General features: G+C 66.7%; 14 protein-coding genes. 7 read left to right on the forward strand and 7 right to left on the reverse strand.

What is annotated here, in order from left to right; all coding sequences use genetic code 11:
• Window positions 1-115: 115 nt before the first annotated feature.
• On the forward strand, window positions 116-2,470 hold the full coding sequence (locus ACFWHR_RS09130; protein WP_382447990.1) for an ATP-binding cassette domain-containing protein: 2,355 nt from the start codon (window positions 116-118) through the stop codon (window positions 2,468-2,470).
• Here ACFWHR_RS09130 and ACFWHR_RS09135 read toward each other — a convergent pair.
• Window positions 2,460-3,530, reverse strand: coding sequence for a TIGR00730 family Rossman fold protein (locus ACFWHR_RS09135; protein ID WP_382447991.1), 1,071 nt, complete (start codon window positions 3,528-3,530; stop codon window positions 2,460-2,462). The genes ACFWHR_RS09130 and ACFWHR_RS09135 overlap by 11 nt on opposite strands.
• A 38-nt stretch (window positions 3,531-3,568) precedes the next feature.
• On the opposite strand from ACFWHR_RS09135, the gene ACFWHR_RS09140 reads away from it, so the two are divergent.
• The gene (locus ACFWHR_RS09140) at window positions 3,569-5,008 is read left to right on the forward strand and encodes an RNB domain-containing ribonuclease (RefSeq protein WP_382447992.1); all 1,440 of its coding nucleotides are present in this window, start codon (window positions 3,569-3,571) and stop codon (window positions 5,006-5,008) included.
• Between the two features lie 236 nt (window positions 5,009-5,244).
• On the opposite strand, the gene ispG is transcribed toward ACFWHR_RS09140, so the two are convergent.
• From ispG to rsmI, 5 genes are all read right to left on the reverse strand, one after another.
• A complete protein-coding gene (gene ispG, locus ACFWHR_RS09145; protein ID WP_382447993.1) occupies window positions 5,245-6,399 on the reverse strand; it encodes a flavodoxin-dependent (E)-4-hydroxy-3-methylbut-2-enyl-diphosphate synthase in 1,155 nt (384 codons plus the stop codon).
• Window positions 6,400-6,474: 75 nt separating this feature from the next.
• A complete protein-coding gene (locus ACFWHR_RS09150) occupies window positions 6,475-7,899 on the reverse strand; it encodes a M50 family metallopeptidase (RefSeq protein ID WP_382447994.1) in 1,425 nt (474 codons plus the stop codon).
• A 99-nt stretch (window positions 7,900-7,998) separates the two neighbouring features.
• Window positions 7,999-9,087 (reverse strand): 1-deoxy-D-xylulose-5-phosphate reductoisomerase, encoded by a 1,089-nt coding sequence (gene dxr, locus ACFWHR_RS09155; protein WP_382447995.1) that lies wholly within the window; start codon window positions 9,085-9,087, stop codon window positions 7,999-8,001.
• A gap of 107 nt (window positions 9,088-9,194) precedes the next feature.
• Window positions 9,195-10,235 carry an FKBP-type peptidyl-prolyl cis-trans isomerase gene (locus ACFWHR_RS09160; RefSeq protein WP_382447996.1) on the reverse strand — a complete coding sequence of 347 codons (1,041 nt, stop codon included), beginning with the start codon at window positions 10,233-10,235 and terminating at the stop codon, window positions 9,195-9,197.
• A 150-nt stretch (window positions 10,236-10,385) separates the two neighbouring features.
• Window positions 10,386-11,204, reverse strand: a complete 819-nt coding sequence (rsmI, locus tag ACFWHR_RS09165; protein WP_382447997.1) for a 16S rRNA (cytidine(1402)-2'-O)-methyltransferase — start codon at window positions 11,202-11,204, stop codon at window positions 10,386-10,388.
• A 72-nt stretch (window positions 11,205-11,276) separates the two neighbouring features.
• Here rsmI and ACFWHR_RS09170 point away from each other — a divergent pair, with 72 nt between their 5' ends.
• From ACFWHR_RS09170 to sufU, 4 genes are all read left to right on the forward strand, one after another.
• Window positions 11,277-12,365 carry a DsbA family protein gene (locus ACFWHR_RS09170; protein WP_382447998.1) on the forward strand — a complete coding sequence of 363 codons (1,089 nt, stop codon included), beginning with the start codon at window positions 11,277-11,279 and terminating at the stop codon, window positions 12,363-12,365.
• 55 nt (window positions 12,366-12,420) lie between these two features.
• Window positions 12,421-13,719, forward strand: a complete 1,299-nt coding sequence (locus tag ACFWHR_RS09175; protein ID WP_382447999.1) for an MFS transporter — start codon at window positions 12,421-12,423, stop codon at window positions 13,717-13,719.
• Between the two features lie 118 nt (window positions 13,720-13,837).
• The gene (locus tag ACFWHR_RS09180) at window positions 13,838-15,166 is read left to right on the forward strand and encodes an aminotransferase class V-fold PLP-dependent enzyme (RefSeq protein WP_382448000.1); all 1,329 of its coding nucleotides are present in this window, start codon (window positions 13,838-13,840) and stop codon (window positions 15,164-15,166) included.
• Complete coding sequence (gene sufU / locus ACFWHR_RS09185) at window positions 15,163-15,630, forward strand: Fe-S cluster assembly sulfur transfer protein SufU (RefSeq protein WP_382448001.1); 468 nt, start codon at window positions 15,163-15,165, stop codon at window positions 15,628-15,630. The genes ACFWHR_RS09180 and sufU overlap by 4 nt, the downstream gene beginning before the upstream one ends.
• 152 nt (window positions 15,631-15,782) lie before the next feature.
• Here the strand turns inward: sufU and ACFWHR_RS09190 are convergent, their stop codons facing one another.
• Window positions 15,783-16,763, reverse strand: coding sequence for a LysR substrate-binding domain-containing protein (locus tag ACFWHR_RS09190; RefSeq protein WP_382448002.1), 981 nt, complete (start codon window positions 16,761-16,763; stop codon window positions 15,783-15,785).
• A 77-nt stretch (window positions 16,764-16,840) separates the two neighbouring features.
• Between ACFWHR_RS09190 and ACFWHR_RS09195 the strand changes: the two genes are divergently transcribed.
• Window positions 16,841-18,631: an FAD-binding protein gene (locus ACFWHR_RS09195; RefSeq protein ID WP_382448003.1), complete on the forward strand. Its 1,791-nt coding sequence runs from the start codon at window positions 16,841-16,843 to the stop codon at window positions 18,629-18,631.
• The last annotated feature ends 154 nt before the right edge of the window (window positions 18,632-18,785 follow it).

The raw sequence follows: 18,785 nt of genomic DNA on the forward strand, positions 1-18,785 counted from the left end.
GTCGCAGAGGAGCCGCGAGACTCCCCCGCCTCCATCGCAGCGTCACAGCATTGCCCGAAACACTGATCAGGAATCAAGAAGCTCGACGACGGCGGAGACCACTACTCTAAATTTCATGACCTCCACGCACATCGCAGATTCGCACGACCGCATTCGGGTTCAGGGCGCGCGCGAACACAATCTGAAGAACGTCAGCGTCGACCTCCCGAAGCGCCGCCTCACGGCCTTCACCGGAGTGTCTGGCTCGGGAAAGAGCTCGCTCGTCTTCGGCACGATTGCCGCCGAGTCGCAGCGACTCATCAATGAGACTTACAGCGCGTTCGTGCAGGGATTCATGCCATCGCAGAGCCGCCCAGACGTCGACGTGCTCGAGGGCCTCACGACGGCGATCATCGTGGATCAAGAGCGCATGGGCGCGAATCCTCGTTCAACGGTGGGCACCGCCACAGACGTGAACGCCATGCTGCGCATTATCTTCTCGCGTCTCGGCAGCCCGCGCATTGGCGGCACGAATGCGTTCTCCTTTAACGTCGCGTCGATTAGCGGCGCGGGCGCGGTCACGCTGGAAAAGGGCGGTAAGCAGATCAAGGAGCGCCGCAGCTTCGAGATTCTCGGCGGCATGTGCCCGACCTGCGAGGGCCGCGGCACGGTCAGCGACTTTGCGCTTGAAGAGCTCTACGACGCCGACAAGTCGCTGAATGACGGCGCGCTCAAGGTGCCCGGGTTCAGCATGGACGGCTGGTACGGGCGCATCTTCGCGGCGCTCATGCCGATGGATACGCCGATCCGCGAATTCACCGACGAGCAGCTTGAGCTGCTGCTCCACGCTGAGCCGCGCAAGATCAAGGCCGACGGCGTCAACGTGACGTATGAGGGCATGATCCCGCGCATTCAGAAGTCGATGCTCTCGAAAGATCGCGAGGCGATGCAGCCGCATATTCGAGCTTTTGTGGATCGCGCAATCGTGTTCCGTGCGTGTCCCGATTGCGCAGGTACTCGCCTGAACGAGACCGCGCGCTCCTCGAAGATCGACGGCAAATCGATCGCCGATGTCTGCGCGATGCAGATCTCCGATCTCGTCGAATGGGTGCGTGAGATTGACGACTCTGGCATCGCGCCGCTGGTCGCAAAGCTCGTCGACACGCTCGATTCATTCGTGCAGATCGGCCTGGGTTACCTGAGTCTCGAGCGCCCAACAGGAACCCTGTCGGGCGGTGAATCGCAGCGCACGAAAATGATCAGGCACCTGGGCTCCCCCATCACCGACGCCACCTACGTCTTTGACGAGCCCTCGATCGGCCTGCACCCGCATGACATTCAGCGCATGAATCAGCTGCTGCTGAAGCTGCGTGACAAGGGCAACACCGTGCTCGTCGTCGAGCACAAGCCCGAGATGATCGAGATCGCTGACCACGTCGTCGACCTCGGCCCGCGCGCCGGTACCGCGGGCGGCGAAATTTGCTTCGAGGGCACCGTTGAGGCGCTGCGCGCCTCTGGCACTCTCACGGGCAAGCACCTGGACGACCGTGCGCGGCTCAAGGACTCGGTGCGCAGCGCGACCGGGGCACTCGAGGTGCGCGGCGCCGATCGCCACAATCTGCAGAACGTCGACGTTGACGTGCCCCTCGGCGTACTGTGCGCGGTGACGGGCGTCGCGGGCTCCGGCAAGAGCACACTGATCGGCAACTACGTCGCGAATCGTCCGGACGTGGTCGCCGTCGATCAGGGCGCGATCAAGGGGTCGCGCCGCTCGAATCCGGCGACGTACACGGGTCTGCTCGACCCGGTGCGCACCGCCTTCGCGAAGGCGAACGGGGTGAAGCCCGCCCTCTTCAGCGCGAACTCGGAGGGCGCGTGCCCCGAGTGCAAGGGCGCCGGAATCATCTACACCGATCTCGGCATGATGGCGACGATGGAGAGCGTCTGCGAAGTCTGCGAGGGCAAGCGTTTCGACGCCGCCGTGCTCGAGTACACCTTCGGCGGCAAGAACATTGCCGAAGTGCTCGACCTGTCCATGTCCGACGCGCAGCAGTTCTTCTCCGCGGCCGAGTCGAAGATTCCGAAAGCCGCGAAGATTCTGGAGCGCCTCGTCGACGTTGGCATTGGCTACATCACGCTCGGTCAGCCACTCTCCACGCTGTCGGGCGGCGAGCGCCAGCGGCTGAAGCTCGCGATCCACATGCTCGAAGACGCAGACATTTACGTGCTCGACGAGCCGACCACCGGTCTGCACCTCGCCGATGTTGAGCAACTGCTCGGCCTGCTCGACCGCCTGGTCGACGCGGGCAAGAGCGTCATTGTGATCGAGCATCACCAGGCCGTGATGGCGCACGCCGACTGGATCATCGACCTCGGGCCGGGCGCCGGCCAGCAGGGCGGCACGATCGTGTTTGAGGGCACGCCGGCCGACCTCGTCGCCGCAAAGTCGACGCTGACGGGCGAGCATCTCGCGGGGTACGTCAGGGCGTAGTCGCGGCGGGCGCCGATGCCAATTCGTTCAGAGCGCGGATCAGACGGTACAGGTCGCCCACGGCGCGCCGCTTCGGCGTGAACACGATGCGCGGCAGGTCGAGCGCGTCGTGGTCGGCCACCTCGACCGGCAGCGGCGCCGTGCGCGCGATCTCGCCAACCTCGCAGAGACTTGCGAATCGCCGGTTCAGATCAGCGAGCTCGGCGTCGCTCGGCGCCGCGCGCAGGCGCATCACGAGCTGTGCGCCCTGCCACCGCAGCGAATCGTAGTTGCGCCAGAATCCGGCGACCTCGGCAATCGCCGCGTCGGGCGAATCGGTGATGAGTACGCGGTCGAGGTCGTCGGCCGCGATCAAGTCGGCGCCCGCGAGCTCCTCAACGACAAACCGTTCGAGCCCGCGCCAGTAGGTGCCGCCCGCACGATCGAGCAGCACGATCGGCATCGGCTCCATCTTGCCGGTCTGCTGCAGCGTCAGCAGCTCGAACGTCTCGTCCATAGTGCCGAAGCCTCCTGGCAGGCACACAAAGCCACGCGACTCCTTCACCAGCATCAGTTTGCGCGTGAAGAAGTACTTCATCGCAATGCGGTGCCCGTCGTCGGCGGCGCTCCCGAGCGGCGTCTCCTCGAACGGCAACTGAATGGAGATGCCGAGCGACCGCTCCGGCCCGGCTCCGGTCGCGGCGGCCTCCATGATGCCGGGGCCTGCACCCGTCACGACCATCCAGCCGAGATCGGCGAGCCCGCGCGCGGCGGCCTCCGCGCTGAGCCACAGGGGATCCTGCGATTGCGTGCGCGCCGAACCAAAGATAGTTACCTTGGGCACGTCCTTGTAGGGAGCGAACAGCCGGAACGCGGCGCGCATCTCAGCAATCGCCGACGCGGTGATCTTGAGGTCGAGCCGCCCGGTGCCATCGTGTCCGAGGCCAAGGCCGGTCTCAAGGATGCGACGGATCAGGCTTCGCTGCCCGGTCACTCCCGCCTCGGCGATCAAGTCGTCGAGGCGCTCGCGCACGTCAACGGCCTGCGGATCTTCTGGGTGTTGCTGCGTCTCGGTCGTCACGATCACAGTCTATGAGCGCAGAGCAGTAGGCTGGCCGCATGCCCAACCGGCGCGCCCACCTCGCCCCACAGTCCACTCACGGCCAGCTTGCGGCGGCGCTCGCCGCGCTTCGCGTGTCGAACGAGATTCCCGATGCCTTTCCGGCCGACGCACTCGCGGAGGCAGCGGCGGCCGAGACCAGCATCCCCCCGCTGGATCTGCGCGAGGTCCCATTCGTCACGCTTGATCCGATCGGATCGAAGGATCTCGACCAGGCGTTTCACATCGAGGCGCAGGGCTCGGGCTTCCGCGTGCGCTACGCCATCGCTGACCTGCCCGGGTTCGTGCGGCCGGGCGGTGCGCTTGACCGCGAGGCGCAAAACCGCGGCCAAACGCTGTACCTGCCAGATGCCCGCGTGCCGCTGCACCCCGCCGAGCTCAGCGAGGGTCGAGCGTCGCTGCTCGCGGGCGAAGACCGCGTGGCATTCGTGTGGACACTCGATCTCGACGCGAACGGCGCCGAGACCGGGGCGCAGGTCGAACGCGCGCGGGTTCGCTCGCGCGCGCAACTCGACTATCCCGCCGCGCAGGCGGCGATCGACGCGGGTGGAGATGCGGCGTATCTCCCGCTGCTCGAACTCCTGCGCACCGTCGGCACCTTGCGCATCGCACAGGAGCGGGCTCGCGGTGGTGCGAGCCTGAACATGCCAGACGAAGAGATCGTGCGCGAGGCCGACGGCTACCGCATCGTGCGCAACCCGGCGTTGCCCATCGAGGAGTGGAACGCCCAGTTGTCGCTGCTCGCGGGCATGGCGGCGGGCAGCATGATGTTGAAAGCGCGCGTCGGCATCCTGCGCACCATGCCCGCGCCGGAAGCCGACGCGCTGCACACGTTTCGCGCGAGTGTCGCCGCGCTCGGGCACCCGTGGTCATCGGATCAGAGTTACGGCGAATATCTGCGCGGTCTCGACGCAGCGTCTCCGATGACGGCGGCGGTGCTCCAGGCGGCTGCGGCGCTGTTTCGCGGAGCCGACTACACCCCCTTCGACGGCGAGCTGCCCGATCAGACTCTGCAGGCGGCGATCGCCGCGCCGTACGCGCACGTGACGGCGCCGCTCAGGCGCCTCGTGGATCGCTGGGGGCTCGTGATCTGTGAGGCGATCAGCGCGGGTCAGCCGGTTCCGGGCTGGGCACGCGAGTCGCTCAATGAGCTCCCAGCGCTCATGCGGGCCGCGAGCCAGCGGGCAAGCCAGGTCGGATCCCAGGCGCTCGACCGCGTTGAAGCCGCGCTGCTGCGTGACCGTGTGGGTGACGAACTCTCGGCGGTCGTCGTCGAGGTGCGCGGCGAACGCGCCCGCGTGCAGCTGGACGACCCGGCAGTCACCGCACAGGTGTCTGCGGCGGGCTTCACCGCGGGAACCCGCGTGCGCGTTCGCGTCGTCTCGGCAGACATAGCGACCGGCACGGTCGAGCTCGCACCGGTCCCGGCTCCGGCCTAGGCGCGTCGCGCGCCGGGCCGCGCGGCCGTGCTGCGCGCGCCGTGCCGCGCGCCATGCCGCACGCACCGTGTCGCGCGCACCGTGCCGTGTCGTGCGCGCCTAGGCCGCCGAACCCCTTGCTCGGCGCCGAGCCCCTCCCGAAAACGCGCTCTGGCGGGAGGGGCTCGGCGTGCAAAGAGGGACTCGGCGTGCAACGCGGAGTCGGCGAGCGCAGCGAGCGCAGCGAACGCAGCGAGCTAGCGCGCGGTGACGACCTCTGGCGTGCCGGTTCCGGCAGACGCCGGCATTTCGGCGGCGAGGCGGTTGGCCTCCTCGATGAGCGTCGCGACGATCTCGCTCTCCGGCACGGTCTTGATGACCTCGCCCTTTACGAAGATCTGCCCCTTGCCATTGCCCGAGGCAACGCCGAGGTCTGCCTCGCGAGCCTCTCCGGGGCCATTCACGACGCAGCCCATCACGGCAACGCGCAGCGGCACGCTCATGCCCTCGAGCCCCTTGGTAACCTCTTCGGCAAGCGTGTAGACGTCGACCTGGGCGCGGCCGCACGACGGGCACGACACGATCTCAAGTTTGCGCTCGCGCAGGTTCAGCGACTGCAGAATCTGCAACCCGACCTTCACCTCTTCGACCGGGGGCGCCGACAGCGACACGCGAATGGTGTCGCCGATGCCCTCTGAGAGCAGGATGCCGAACGCGGTCGCGCTCTTGATCGTGCCCTGGAACGCTGGGCCCGCCTCGGTGACTCCAAGGTGCAGTGGCCAGTCGCCGCGTTCGGCGAGCTGGCGATACGCCTGCACCATCACGATCGGATCGTTGTGCTTCACCGAAATCTTGAAGTCGTGGAAGTCGTGCTCTTCGAACAGCGATGCCTCCCACACGGCGCTCTCAACGAGCGCCTCGGGCGTCGCTTTGCCGTACTTCTCCATCAACCGCGGGTCGAGCGACCCGGCATTCACGCCGATGCGCAGCGACACACCCGCGGCCTTCGCGCGCCGCGCGATCTCACCGACCTGGTCGTCGAACTTGCGAATATTGCCTGGGTTCACGCGCACGGCTGCGCAGCCGGCATCGATCGCAGCGAAGACGTAGTTCGGCTGAAAGTGAATGTCAGCGATCACTGGAATCTGGCTCTTCATCGCGATGATCGGCAGCGCCTCGGCGTCGTCGCGGCTGGGGCAGGCCACGCGCACGATGTCGCAGCCCGACGCCGTGAGCTCGGCGATCTGCTGCAGCGTCGCATTGATGTCGGTCGTCGGCGTCGTGGTCATTGACTGCACGGAAACGGGGGCGTTCCCGCCGACCGTCACCGACCCGACTTTGATCGCCCGAGACACGCGACGCGGTGCAAGCACCTCGGCGACTTTCGGCATTCCCAAGTTGACTGCTGGCACGGCGACGAGTCTACTCGCGCTCGCTGCGTGTCTCAGGCGAGCGTGTCTCAGGCGCTCGCATCAGCGGCAGACGCATCACCCGAACAGCGACACCGGCTTCACGATGTCCGCGTACACGAGCAGCACCGTCATCGCGCCGAGCACAACGGCGACCGCCATCGTCACCGGCACCATCTTTGCCGTGTCAATCGGGCCGGGGTCGGGCTTGCGGCGCAGTTTCGCCCAGCCGCGCTTCAACCACTCGTACACCGCACCGATCACGTGGCCGCCGTCGAGCGGCATCAGCGGCACGAGGTTGAACACGAACAGGGCGACGTTGAGCGAACCGAGCAGTCCGATCATTGTCTGCGCGCGGGCCGCGACGGGCGCGTCTTCGAGGCTCACGATCTCGCCGGCCATGCGCCCCACTCCCACCACACTGATCGGGCCGTTGGGGTCGCGCGCTTCGCTGCCGAAGGCTGCGTTCCAGACGTCTACCATGCGCTCGGGCATGCGCACGATGATGCCGGCAACACTCTTGACGTTGTCACCGACGAACGCGGGTACGGCCGTGATCGGCTGCGGCACGTTTTCGGTGGCCGGGGTCGCTCCGATCATGCCGACCGACTCCGTTTTCGCTGAGCCGTCTGCATTTGTCACGATCTTCCCGTCGGCGTCGGTGACGGTGCGGGAGTTTTCGACGGGCGCGAGCGTCACCGTTTGTTCAGCGCCGTCGCGTTCAATGTGCACGTTGAGCAATGCGCCGGGGGCATCACCGATGAGCGAGCGAAACTGCTCCCAGCTGGTGATCTTCGTGTCGTCCACTGAGATGATGCGGTCCCCCGGGCGCAGCCCGGCGGCCGCCGCCGGAGCTGCAGGGTCGTCGGAGCTGCAACTCGTCGCGGTGCTCGATGCGGGAACGAGGCACTCGTTCACCTGCCCAAGTGTCGTGCTGTTCTGCGGCGTACCGAATCCGACGAGCACGATCGCAAAAAACACGAATGCGAGCACGAGGTTCATGACGGGCCCACCGAGCATGATGATGATCTTCTTCCACGGCGGGAGGCGATAGAACGTGCGGTGATCCTCCCCCGCTTCGATCGATTCGGCGCTCGCGAGCCGCGCATCCTCGACAACGCCCGTGATGCCGCGCTTCAGTTCCGTATCAGCGTCGCCTGAAATTACGGGGCCGGTGCCAGCATTGCCGAGCGCCGAGCCCTCCTGCATTACCGTGTTCAGAAAGCCGGTCGTTGACGCCCGAGCGGCCTCACCCGGCTTTTGCGGAGGGAACATGCCCGTCATTGCGACGTAGCCGCCCAGCGGAATCAGCTTGACGCCGTACTCGGTTTCGCCCTTGCGCTTCGACCAGATCGTGCGCCCGAAGCCGAGCATGTACTGCGTCACCTTGACGCCGAACAGCTTGGCGGGGACGAGGTGCCCGATTTCGTGCAGGCCGATAGAAACGGCGAGACCGATCACAAAGATCAGAATGCCGAGCACATAGAGCAAAACCTCAGTCACTCGCACAGGCTACTGCGCAGCGCTGTGGAATTTCAGGGAGGCCGCCGCCGAAGGGCCCAGTGCGCAATCGGTGCCGGATCGCCCGGCCGCCATGCACCCTCAGCGTGTGCGGGCGGTGATCGCCTGCTGCGCGCGCTCCCGAGCCCAGCGCTCGGCATCGGCGAGCGTGTCGAGCGTGAGCGTCGAGGGTGTCTCGTGCGCTTCCACCACCTGCCGCACGGTGTCGACAATATCGAGAAAGCCGATGCGCCCCGCGTGGAATGCGTCGACGGCTTCCTCGTTCACGGCGTTGTACACGGCCGGGTAGGTGAGCCGGGCGCGACCCACCTCCTTCGCGAGTTCAACGGCTGGGAACGCCGCGTTGTCGAGCGGTTCAAAGTCCCACGACGTCGCCGACCGCCAATCGAGCGGAGCCCCGATGTTGCCAATGCGATCCGGCCACGATAGCCCGAGCGCAATCGGCAACCGCATGTCGGGCGGAGACGCCTGCGCAATCGTCGACCCGTCAATGAATTCGACCATCGAGTGCACGATCGACTGCGGGTGCACCACCACCTCGATATCCCCGTACGACACACCGAAGAGCAGGTGAGCTTCGATCACCTCAAGTCCCTTGTTGATGAGCGTCGCCGAATTTGTGGTAACGACGCGGCCCATGTCCCAGGTCGGATGCGCCATCGCTTCCGCAGGGGTGACGTCGCGCAGCTCTTCGCGCGAGCGACCGCGGAAGGGCCCGCCAGAGGCGGTCAATATGAGCCGACGCACCTCGTCGCGACTGCCCGCTCGAAGCGCCTGCGCAATGGCCGAGTGCTCGGAGTCGACCGGCACGATCTGCCCGGGGGCAGCGAGGCCGGTCACGAGGTCGCCGCCGACGATGAGCGATTCCTTGTTTGCGAGCGCCAGCGTGCGCCCCTGCTTGAGCGCCGCGATGGTGGGGCCGAGTCCCACGGAGCCAGTAATGCCGTTCAGCACGAGATCGGCCTCGACGTCGTGGATGAGCTGCACCGCGGCGTCGGCGCCGAGCGCCGTGTGCTCGACGTTGAACTCATCCGCCTGCTCACGCAGGCGCTCCGCCTGCGTGCCCGCGACGAGCCCCGACACTTGATACTTGGCCGGGTGTTTGCGAATGACGTCGAGCGCCTGCTCGCCGATCGAACCGGTGGACCCGAGAATGATGACCCGCTTCATGCCCCCAGGCTAGTGGCAGGTACCGAGAAGGGCCCCAACGCGAACCAATTCGCGTTGGGGCCCTGACTCAGACGCTGCGCACTCGGACGCAGCTCTTCTCTCGTGCCTTACTCGGCTGCAGAATCCGCGTGGACCGTGCCGAGGATGTCGAGCACGAAGACCATCACGTCGTCTTCCTTGTGACCCTGCTGCTTCAGACCGGCGGCACCGTACCCGCCGTCTTCTGCAGGAACGACGGAGATGACCTGGGAACCGACCTTCTGGCCTTCGAGGGCCTTCTGGAAGCCGCCGATGACGCCGGTTGTCATAAAGTTGGCGGGTGCGCCGCGGCTCCAGCTCGAGTCGAATTCTTCGCCGGTGCTCCAGATCACGCCGCGGTAGTTGACGTACACACGGTCGCCGGGCTTCACCGTCTCGCCGTCGCCCTCGATCAGCGTTGCGATCGAGAGCTTGGTAGGTGCGTCGACGCCCTTCGGAATCGTAATGGTGGGCTCGCCGTTATCAGCCAACTTCACCGTCGGGAAGCCAGCGGGTGCCTTGACCGACTTGCCTTCTGCCTTCTTGAGCAGCTCGCTGTCTTCGAGCGTGCCGGGCTCGCCAGTCGCCGCTGCGGCGTCGGCAGCGTCGCTGATCTCACCGAACTCCATGACGATGACGAGCGAGTCATCAGCCGTGATGTTGTCGAGGCCGGTCTCCTTCGGATCCTGATCGCCGAACACGTCGGCGTACGGTGCGGCGAGGGCGACCTGTTCGCCGGCGGTGGCGCAGCGAAGGCCTTCGTACGCCCAGTCGGCGAGGCCACCCTTGTCAACCGTGATGGCGTTCGCGGGCAGCTGCTGCAGCACCGATCCGTCGGCGCCACTGAAGAGCGTCATCGAGGTGAGCACCGACTGGCCCGCCTCGACGACGTCACCCTTACCCTCCTTGATCACGGAGCGCTCAATCTTCTTCGTCGACACCGGAGTATCAGAGGTGAGCTTGAGGTCATCGCCCACGGAGCCCGAGACCTTCACGCTCGAGCTCGCCTTGCCAGAGGCAAGGCAGTCGGTGCCGTCGGCGTCAGCCTTCGCCGATCCACCGCCAGAACAACCGGCCAAAAGGAGTGCGCCCACGAGGGCTACGGGGGCGATGGCGCGCGTCAGTTTCACAGTAATAGCTGTCCTTCGAGTCTGGAGAGGCCGCTCCCGAACGCAGCGTGCTGCGGTGAAAGTGCGCCCGGAGCGCGGCCATACATGCACAACGAGTATGTCGCACCGCTCTGCCTGCCGCCTGAGAAGCGACCGACTCGCAGCTGTGGGTTAGCCGCGATCGGCGAGTGCCGCCGCGTAGAGATCCCTTGCCGACAGTCCCGTTGACTCGGCCACCGCCCTCGTCGCATCCTTCAAGCGTTCGCCAGCTTGCACCCGCTGTTGCACCTCAGCGAGCGCGGACTCCGGCGACACCGCGACCTCGGGCGCTCCGCCAACGACGATCACTATTTCGCCGCGCACGCCATCGGCAGCCCACTCAGCGAGTTCACGGAGCCCGCCCCGGCGCACCTCCTCATGGAGCTTCGTGAGTTCACGGCACACCGCTGCAGGCCGCTCGTCACCAAAGCCATCGGCGAGGTCGCTCAGTGAACTTGCGAGGCGTGTCGGCGCTTCGAAGAAGACGAGCGTGCGCCGTTCCGCCGCCAGCGAGCGCACAGCGCGACTGCGCTCCCCCGACTTCCGCGGCAAAAACCCTTCGAAGGCAAACCGGTCCGTCGGCAAACCCGCAACTGCGAGCGCGGTGATCATCGCGCTCGGTCCGGGAATCGCGGTGACGACCACGCCGCGCTCAGCCGCGAGCTGCACGACGCGAAAGCCCGGGTCGGAGACGGTCGGCATACCGGCGTCACTGACGAGCACGATGTCTTCGGTTGCGGCGCGCTCGACCAGCGCGGCCGCTCGGGCGTGCTCGTTGTGGTCGTGCAGTGCGATGAGCTCTGGACGATTCTCGATGCCGAGCAGTCTGAGCAGCTGGGCCGTGTGGCGCGTGTCTTCCGCGGCGACCACGGTCGCCTCCTCGAATGTGCTGCGCAGCCGGGCAGAAGCGTCGCCGAGGTTGCCGATCGGGGTCGCCGCGAGAAGGATCATGCACCAATCGTATGCGCCGTGGCCAGGCGGCTCGGTCCCCGGTCGCGACGCGGGTACTGCGAGAATGAAACCATGACCGATCCCCAACAACCCGCAAGCCCGCCGCCCCACCCGTATGCCGCGACTGCCGGGGCGCCCCGCACCCCCCGCGGCACTGGCGCACTGTCGATTGCGGCAATGGCGGTCGGACTTGCGGCGCTCGTCACCGTCATCATCTCGGCGCTGTACCTCGGCTGGGGCGCACTCTTGGCCGCCCTACTCGGGTTGGTCGCCATTGGGCTGGGCATTTTCGGGCTGCTGTCTCGGCGGAAGCGAGTGCCAGCGATCGTCGGGCTGGCCTCGGGTGCGCTCTCGGTGATCGCCGCCGTTGCGATTGGCGCGATAGCCGGGATCACACTCGCTAGCGCACTGGTCACGCACGCGACTGACGGTTCAGGCAGTTCGGGATCGACGCCCGACGCCTCCTCCGATGCGCCGACCGCGGCGGTCGAGTGGCCCGAGAACATGGCAACAGGCGGCATCGTCTTCGACCGCGACGGAGTCGTGCGCTCAGACGCGCCAGCTTCGGGCGAGCCCGAAACGACCACCTCCGATTCCTCATCTCACAGCATTCGCGTTTACGTTGACTACCGCTGCCCGTACTGCTCACAGTTCGAGACCACGAACGGTGACACCCTGCAACAGCTTGCGGCGAGCGGCCAGGCCACGGTTGAGATCACCCCATTGGCGTTTCTCGACCGCGTCTCCCCCGATCACTATTCCTCGCGCGCTTCAGCCGCGATGGCGTGCGTCGCCGATGCGCAGCCCGCGGCGGCGTGGGACGTCAACAGCCACCTGTTCGATCCGGACGTGCAGCCGTCTGAGACGAGCCCCGGGCTCACGAACGACGCCCTGGTCGACGCCATCGACGAGGCAGCTGGCGGGTTGAACGACGACGCGCGATCCTGCATTGAATCTGAGAAGTTCGTACCGTTCGCTCAGGCTCTGAACACCTGGGTCTTCGACAACCCCGTTCCGGGCGCGAAGGATCCGAGCACGACCGTGACCGGCACCCCGTTCGTGCTCGTTGACGGCGTGACGTATACGGGCAGCCTCGACGATGAGAAGGCGTTTACCGATTTCCTCGCGGATCAGGGAATGGTGCTCGGCTCAGGCTCATAGCTTGACGCCGCTTTTGCCTCGGTCTCGCGCGTGTGGCTGCTAGACTCGGTCGGCTATGCACCAAATGAGCGAGCACCCCAATCAAGCGCCAACGAACAGCGCGACAACGCTCATCGGGCGCACCGGAAAACTGTATTTCCCGCTCGCACTCGTGTCTCGTCTGCCGTTCGCAATGATGGTCATTGGCGTCTTAACGCTCGTGGTCTCCGCGCGCGGTTCGGTCGAGCTCGGGGGCCTTAATTCCGCCATGGTCGGCCTGGGCGTTGCCTGTTGCGGCCCACTCATCGGGGCGGCCGCCGATCGCTTCGGTCAGCGTCCGACGCTCCTGATTTCGGCCGCGGCAAACAGCGTGCTGCTCGGCGCGCTCGCCTGGGTTGCGTTCAGCTCGCTGCCGATTTGGGTGCTCTTCATCGGTTCTTTCCTTGCTGGCGCGACCGTGCCGCAGACGTCGCCGATGTCGCGCTCCCGGCTCGTGGCGATCGTCGCGAACGACCTGCCGCCGCAGCGACGGCCGCGAGTGCTGTCGAACGTGCTCGCCTACGAATCAGCAGCCGACGAGGTCATTTTCGTGTTCGGCCCGGTGATCGTCGGCGTCCTCGCGACGACGCTCGGCGCCTGGGCGCCGATTGCCGGCGCCGCCGTGCTCACGCTGCTGTTCGTCACGGCATTCGCACTGCACCACACGAGTGCCCCCGCGCAGTCCGCGGAGCAGCGCGCGGCGGCGCTCGCTCCGGCTTCAGAACTGGCGCGGCCCGCTTTGCTTGTCACCGTCGCTGGAATCATCTCGGTGGGCCTGTTCTTCGGTTCAATGCTCACAGCACTGACATCGTTCATGCAGGATCGCGGCGACCCCGAGAGTGCTGGGCTTATTTACGGCGCCATGGGCGTCGGGTCCGCGATTTTCGCGATCGGCGTCGCCGCACTGCCAGCCCGATTCTCACTGCGCGCGCGCTGGCCCGCCTTCACGCTCTGCATCATCGCCGGGACGGTGCTCCTGCAGTGGGCGAACGACGTGCCGTTCATGATCCTGAGTCTCGCCATTATGGGAATCGGCGTCGGCCCGCTGCTCGTCACGCTGTACAGCTTCGGAGCCGCTCGCAGCCCCGTCGGGCGCTCGGCGACCGTGATGACCATGTTGGGTTCTGGCCTCATGGTCGGGCAGTCAGCGGCCGCGGCGCTGACCGGCGTGATCGCCACCGACCTGGGAACCGCGGCAGCTCTCACGATCCCACTCGGCGCGGCACTGCTTGCGCTCGTCGCTGGCGGGGTGAATTGGTGGTTGAGCGGCTCAGACGATCGGGCCGGGCGAGGCCCGAATACGGCTCCGGTCACCGTCGTCGCGCCGGCGCCGTGAATCACTCAGCGAGCTGAGGAAATGCCGGGGTGACGCGCCCCCGGCGGAATATCGCCGTCCGCTGGGCGTTATACCGGAAGCCTGCACCGCCACCTCAAGAGGTGGAAGAATGGAGATTATGCCTGCCCCCGTGGTCACTCCCGCACACACTTCAGCCGCCGCGCTCAGCGCGGCCGACGTCGCCCTGCTGCGCGCGGAATTCCCGTACTTCGCGGCGCACGACGAGCTCGATGTCGCCCCGGCGTATCTCGACTCAGCAGCCACCTCGCAGCGCCCCACTCTCGTGCTCGACGCCGAACGACGATTCCTCGAGTCGTCAAACGCCGCGGTGCACCGCGGCACGAGCGGCGCGGTCGGCGCCGCAACCGAAGCCTTCGAGGGCGCGCGCGCCACGGTCGCTCGTTTCGTCGGGGCCGAATCCGCTGACCAGATCGTGTGGGCCGAGAACGCTACCGACGCCCTCAATATTGTCGCGCTCGGCATCGGTGAGGCGAACGCTGGCCTCGGAGTGCCAGGCAGCGAGCGCTATGCGCTTGACACCGGCGATGAAATTCTCATCACCGAAGCCGAACACCACGCGAATCTCATCCCGTGGCAGCGACTCGCGACCAAGACGGGGGCGACCCTGCGCTACATTCCAGTGCGCGCCGATGGCACCTGGACCCTCGACGATGCGCGCGCGGCGCTCACCGAGCGCACGCGGGTGTTCGCGTTTGCCCACGTCTCGAATGTGACGGGGTACGTCGCGCCCGTCGCAGAACTCGTCGAGCTCGCCCACGCAGTCGGCGCCATTACCGTCGTCGACGCCTGCCAGTCCGTGCCGCACCTGCCGGTCAATTTCACGGAGCTCGGCGTCGACTTCGCTGCGTTCTCAGGCCATAAAATGCTGGGCCCGAACGGCATTGGCGTGCTGTACGGGCGCCCCGAGCTGCTCGATGCACTGCCGCCAGCGCGCACCGGCGGCTCGGCAATCACCAAGGTCACGATGGAGACCGCGCTGTTCATGCCGGCCCCGCAGCGCTTCGAGCCCGGCACGCAGCCCGTCTCGCAGGCGGTCGGACTCGGCGCTGCCGTGTCGTTTATGGAAGCCATCGGTGTCGCCCGCGCTGCTGAGCGCGAGCACGAGCTCGTGGAGCGCCTCGTCGCAGGCATTGTCGAGACTCCGGGGCTGCGACTCCTTGGCCCAGCCGATACCTCACAGCGCGTCGCGCTGGCGGCGGTGTCGGTCGACGGAGTGCACGCCCACGATGTTGGGCAGTATCTCGACGAGCAGGGGGTGCTGGTGCGCGTGGGTCACCACTGCGCTCAGCCGCTGCACCGCGCACTCGGCATTACGTCGAGCACGCGTGCGAGCGTGCACGTGACAACGACTGAAGATGAGGTCGACCGATTCGTCGACGCGCTCCGCGGCGCACAGCGGTATTTCGGAGCGGAGGTGTCAGCGTGAGCGCGCTTGACGGGCTGTACCAAGAGGTCATTCTCGACCATTCAAAGCGCCCCATCGGCAAGGGTGAACTGACGGAGACCGAGGCGGCGCTGACCGCCACGCACCACGAGTTCAACCCCAGCTGCGGTGACGAGATCGACCTCTCGATCGCCGTCGACCCCGAGACCGGCCGCATCCGCCAGGTCGCGTGGGAGGGTCAGGGCTGCTCGATCTCGATGGCGTCCGCGTCGATTCTGGCGCAGCTCGTGCGCGATGACGAGCTCACGGTTGACGAGGCACGCGTGCGCATCGGCGCCTTCAGAGAGATGATTCAGGCGCGCGGCGCGGTCGAACCCGACGAGGAGTTGCTCGGCGACGCAGTCGCCCTGCAGGGAGTCTCGAAATTCGTGATGCGCGTGAAGTGCGCAATGCTCGGCTGGGTCGCGCTCGAGGCCGACCTCGCCCAGGTCGAAGCCCGCCGCTAGGCGGCGTTAGACGCCCGGCGCCCGGCGTTCCGCAAGCGATCCGCGTTCCGCAATACGGAAACCACCAGTTCGAGCTTGCGCAACGCGGATTGCTTGCGGAACGCGGCACCCGGATCGCTGATCCAGCGCCGCGGATCGCGCGTTCCGACCCCCTACCCCACCCGCGTCACCAGGCTCGACAGCTCGGCCCCTGGCGCGGTCACGCGGTCGGCGATCTCCCGGATCACGGCCTGCAACGCCGCGCCAGCGCGCGTGGGCGCCATGTCTGACCGGCGGGCGATACTCACGGTGCGCGCGAGCGCCGCATCCGCAAGCGGAGCGGTGCGCAACGATGGATGATCCGCTGCGACCATCGCCGGCACGACAGCGACACCGATCCCGCGCCCGGCGAAACTGAGCGCGGCATCCATCTCGGCCCCCTCGACCGCGACGAGGGGCGTCAGCCCGCGCGCCCGGAATGCCGCGTCGACCGTGACCCTGAGGTCATAATTCTCGGGGAACACGACCTGCGGCACCCGCGCGAGTTCGTCCAGCTCGACGGGAGCGGCGACGCGGGCCCCCGCCGCGCTGCCCCCGTCACCGGTTCGATCGAACGGATCGGGGCGCGTCGGGTCAGAGACCACCACGAGGCGTTCACTCAGGATCGGCTCCCGTTCGAGCACCGCACGCGCCGCCCCCGATGACACGCTTGTGACGATCAGCGCGAGATCGAGTTCGCCCGCCATGAGCGCCGCGATGAGGCTGCGCGAACCACGCTCGCGGATCTCGATGTCGATACCCGGGTAGCGATCCCGAAACTCGGCGAGTACATCCGCGACGAGGCTGGTGCAGAGTGTGGGCGTGGCCCCCAGCCGAATACGACCGCGGCGAAGCCCTGACAGATCGGACATTTCGTCGCGCGCGGTGTCGGCGTCTGCCAGCATGCGCCGCGCGATGGGCAACAGCCGCTCTCCCGCTTCGGTGAGCGCGACGTGGCCGCGTGCGCGATGCAGCAGTTCGACGCCGAGATCGGCCTCGAGCGTGGCGATCTGGCGACTCAGTGAGGGCTGGGCGACATGCAGCCGATCCGCGGCACGCGTGAAATGTTTCGTCTGAGCGATCTCGACGAATCCGCGCAACTGTTCGAGGTTCATATGCATAGCGTAAGTGCATCATCATGATTAGGACTATTCATTGGAGTAATCATGGCGATGCTTCTAACGTGGACCGCATGAGCACCTCAACCTCCACGGCCCCCACCTCGGATACCGCCCGCCCCGAACGTCTCCTCTCCACTTCCGTCCTCGTGATCGGCACCGGCGGTGCCGGGCTGCGGGCTTCCATCGAGCTCGCCGAACGCGGCGTGCAGGTGCTCGCAGTCGGCAAGCGCCGAGCCCACGACGCACACACGACCCTGGCTGCTGGCGGCATCAACGCCGCGCTCGGCACAATGGATCCTGAAGACAGCTGGCAGCAGCACGCGGCAGATACGCTGCGCGAATCGTACTTCCTCGCCGATCCGGCAATCGTCGAAACGGTCACCCGCAACGCGGCACGCGGCATTGAAGATCTCGAGCGGTGGGGCATGCCGTTCGCGCGCGAGTCCGACGGCCGCATCAGCCAGCGCTTCTTCGGCGCGCACAAGTATCGCCGTACGGCATACGCAGGCGACTACACCGGACTCGAGATCCAGCGCACTCTCATGCGCCGCGCCGCCGAACTGCGCGTCTCGATCATCGATACTGTCTACATCACGCGTCTACTCGTTTCCGAAGGGCGCATTTTCGGCGCCTACGGCTTCGATATCGTCGATGGCGGCCCGGTGATTATTCACGCTGACGCGGTGATTCTCGCCGCCGGCGGGCACACGCGCATCTGGCGCAACACATCGTCGCGGCGCGACGAGAACACGGGCGACTCGTTCCGTCTCGCGGCGCTCGCTGGCGGCAAGATCCGCGACGCCGAGCTCGTGCAGTTCCACCCGTCAGGCATCCTCGAACCCACCGACGCCGCTGGCACGCTCGTGTCAGAGGCGGCACGCGGCGAGGGCGGCATTCTGCGCAACGCACTCGGCGAGCGTTTCATGGAGCGCTATGACCCAGAGCGCATGGAACTCTCGACGCGCGACCGCGTCGCGCTCGCGAGCTACACCGAGATCTCTGAGGGCCGCGGCACCACGAACGGCGGCGTCTTCCTGGACGTTTCGCACCTGCCGCGCGAGCAGATCCTCTCGAAGCTGCCGCGCGTCTACCGGACCCTGATTGACCTGCAGATGCTCGACATCACCGAGGAGCCGATCGAGATCGCCCCCACGGCTCACTACTCGATGGGCGGCGTGTGGGTGCGCCCCGATGACCACGGCACGGGTGTCGATGGGCTTTATGCAATCGGCGAGGCATCGAGCGGGCTGCACGGCGCCAACCGACTCGGTGGCAACTCTCTCATCGAGTTGCTCGTCTACGGCCGCATCACCGGAGCCGACGCCGCCGAATACGTGACCGGACTCACGGAGGTGCGGCGCGACCCGGGCGCAGTCGCTGAGGCACGCGCCGAAATGCAGAATCTGCTGGTCGGCGATGGCACCGCTGGTAAGAGCACTGAAAGCCCGCGGCGGTTGCAGCGAGCGCTTCGCGACCTCATGACCGAGCACGCGGGCGTCGTGCGCAGTGAGGAGGGGCTCGCGGCGGGCCTTGAAAAGCTCGCTGCCCTGCAGGATCGGGTTGAGCGGGTGACGGCCCATCCCGATATTGCCGGGTTTGACGACCTCGCCCACGCATTCGACCTCTACGGGTCGATGCTCGCAGCGCGCGCAACGCTTGAATGCGCGCGTGAGCGCCGGGAGACCCGCGGCTGCCACAACCGATCCGACTTCGCTGAGCAAGATCCGGCGCTGCGCGGCAACTTCGTGTGGACGCCTGAAGGCGGCGCAGTGTTCGAGCCGCTGCCAGAAGCTCCCGATTCATTCCGGGACCTCGCGACCGCGGCGGCGGACGACTCGGTGAAGGGCAAACTGGTCGAGTAGGATCACCGACCGCTGGTAATGCGGTCTCGTGTGCGGCCTGGTTTACGGTCTGGCGCGCGGCCCTGTGTGCGGTATTTCCGTCCACAGGGCCGCGAATCTATGCGTTCCGGACCATTCAGCACGACTTCTGTGCACAACTCCGAAGGCCTGTCCC

It is taken from the genome of Leucobacter sp. NPDC058333 (assembly GCF_042726155.1).
Lineage (GTDB): Bacteria > Actinomycetota > Actinomycetes > Actinomycetales > Microbacteriaceae > Leucobacter.

Bases quoted from the DNA above. Each gene is read 5' to 3' on its own strand.
- ACFWHR_RS09130 (WP_382447990.1), top strand. From the start codon at position 116: ATGACCTCCACGCACATCGCAGATTCGCACGACCGCATTCGGGTTCAG.
- ACFWHR_RS09140 (WP_382447992.1), top strand. From the start codon at position 3,569: ATGCCCAACCGGCGCGCCCACCTCGCCCCACAGTCCACTCACGGCCAG.
- dxr (WP_382447995.1), bottom strand. From the start codon at position 9,087: ATGAAGCGGGTCATCATTCTCGGGTCCACCGGTTCGATCGGCGAGCAG.
- rsmI (WP_382447997.1), bottom strand. From the start codon at position 11,204: ATGATCCTTCTCGCGGCGACCCCGATCGGCAACCTCGGCGACGCTTCT.
- ACFWHR_RS09170 (WP_382447998.1), top strand. From the start codon at position 11,277: ATGACCGATCCCCAACAACCCGCAAGCCCGCCGCCCCACCCGTATGCC.
- ACFWHR_RS09175 (WP_382447999.1), top strand. From the start codon at position 12,421: ATGCACCAAATGAGCGAGCACCCCAATCAAGCGCCAACGAACAGCGCG.
- ACFWHR_RS09180 (WP_382448000.1), top strand. From the start codon at position 13,838: ATGCCTGCCCCCGTGGTCACTCCCGCACACACTTCAGCCGCCGCGCTC.
- ACFWHR_RS09190 (WP_382448002.1), bottom strand. From the start codon at position 16,763: ATGAACCTCGAACAGTTGCGCGGATTCGTCGAGATCGCTCAGACGAAA.
- ACFWHR_RS09195 (WP_382448003.1), top strand. From the start codon at position 16,841: ATGAGCACCTCAACCTCCACGGCCCCCACCTCGGATACCGCCCGCCCC.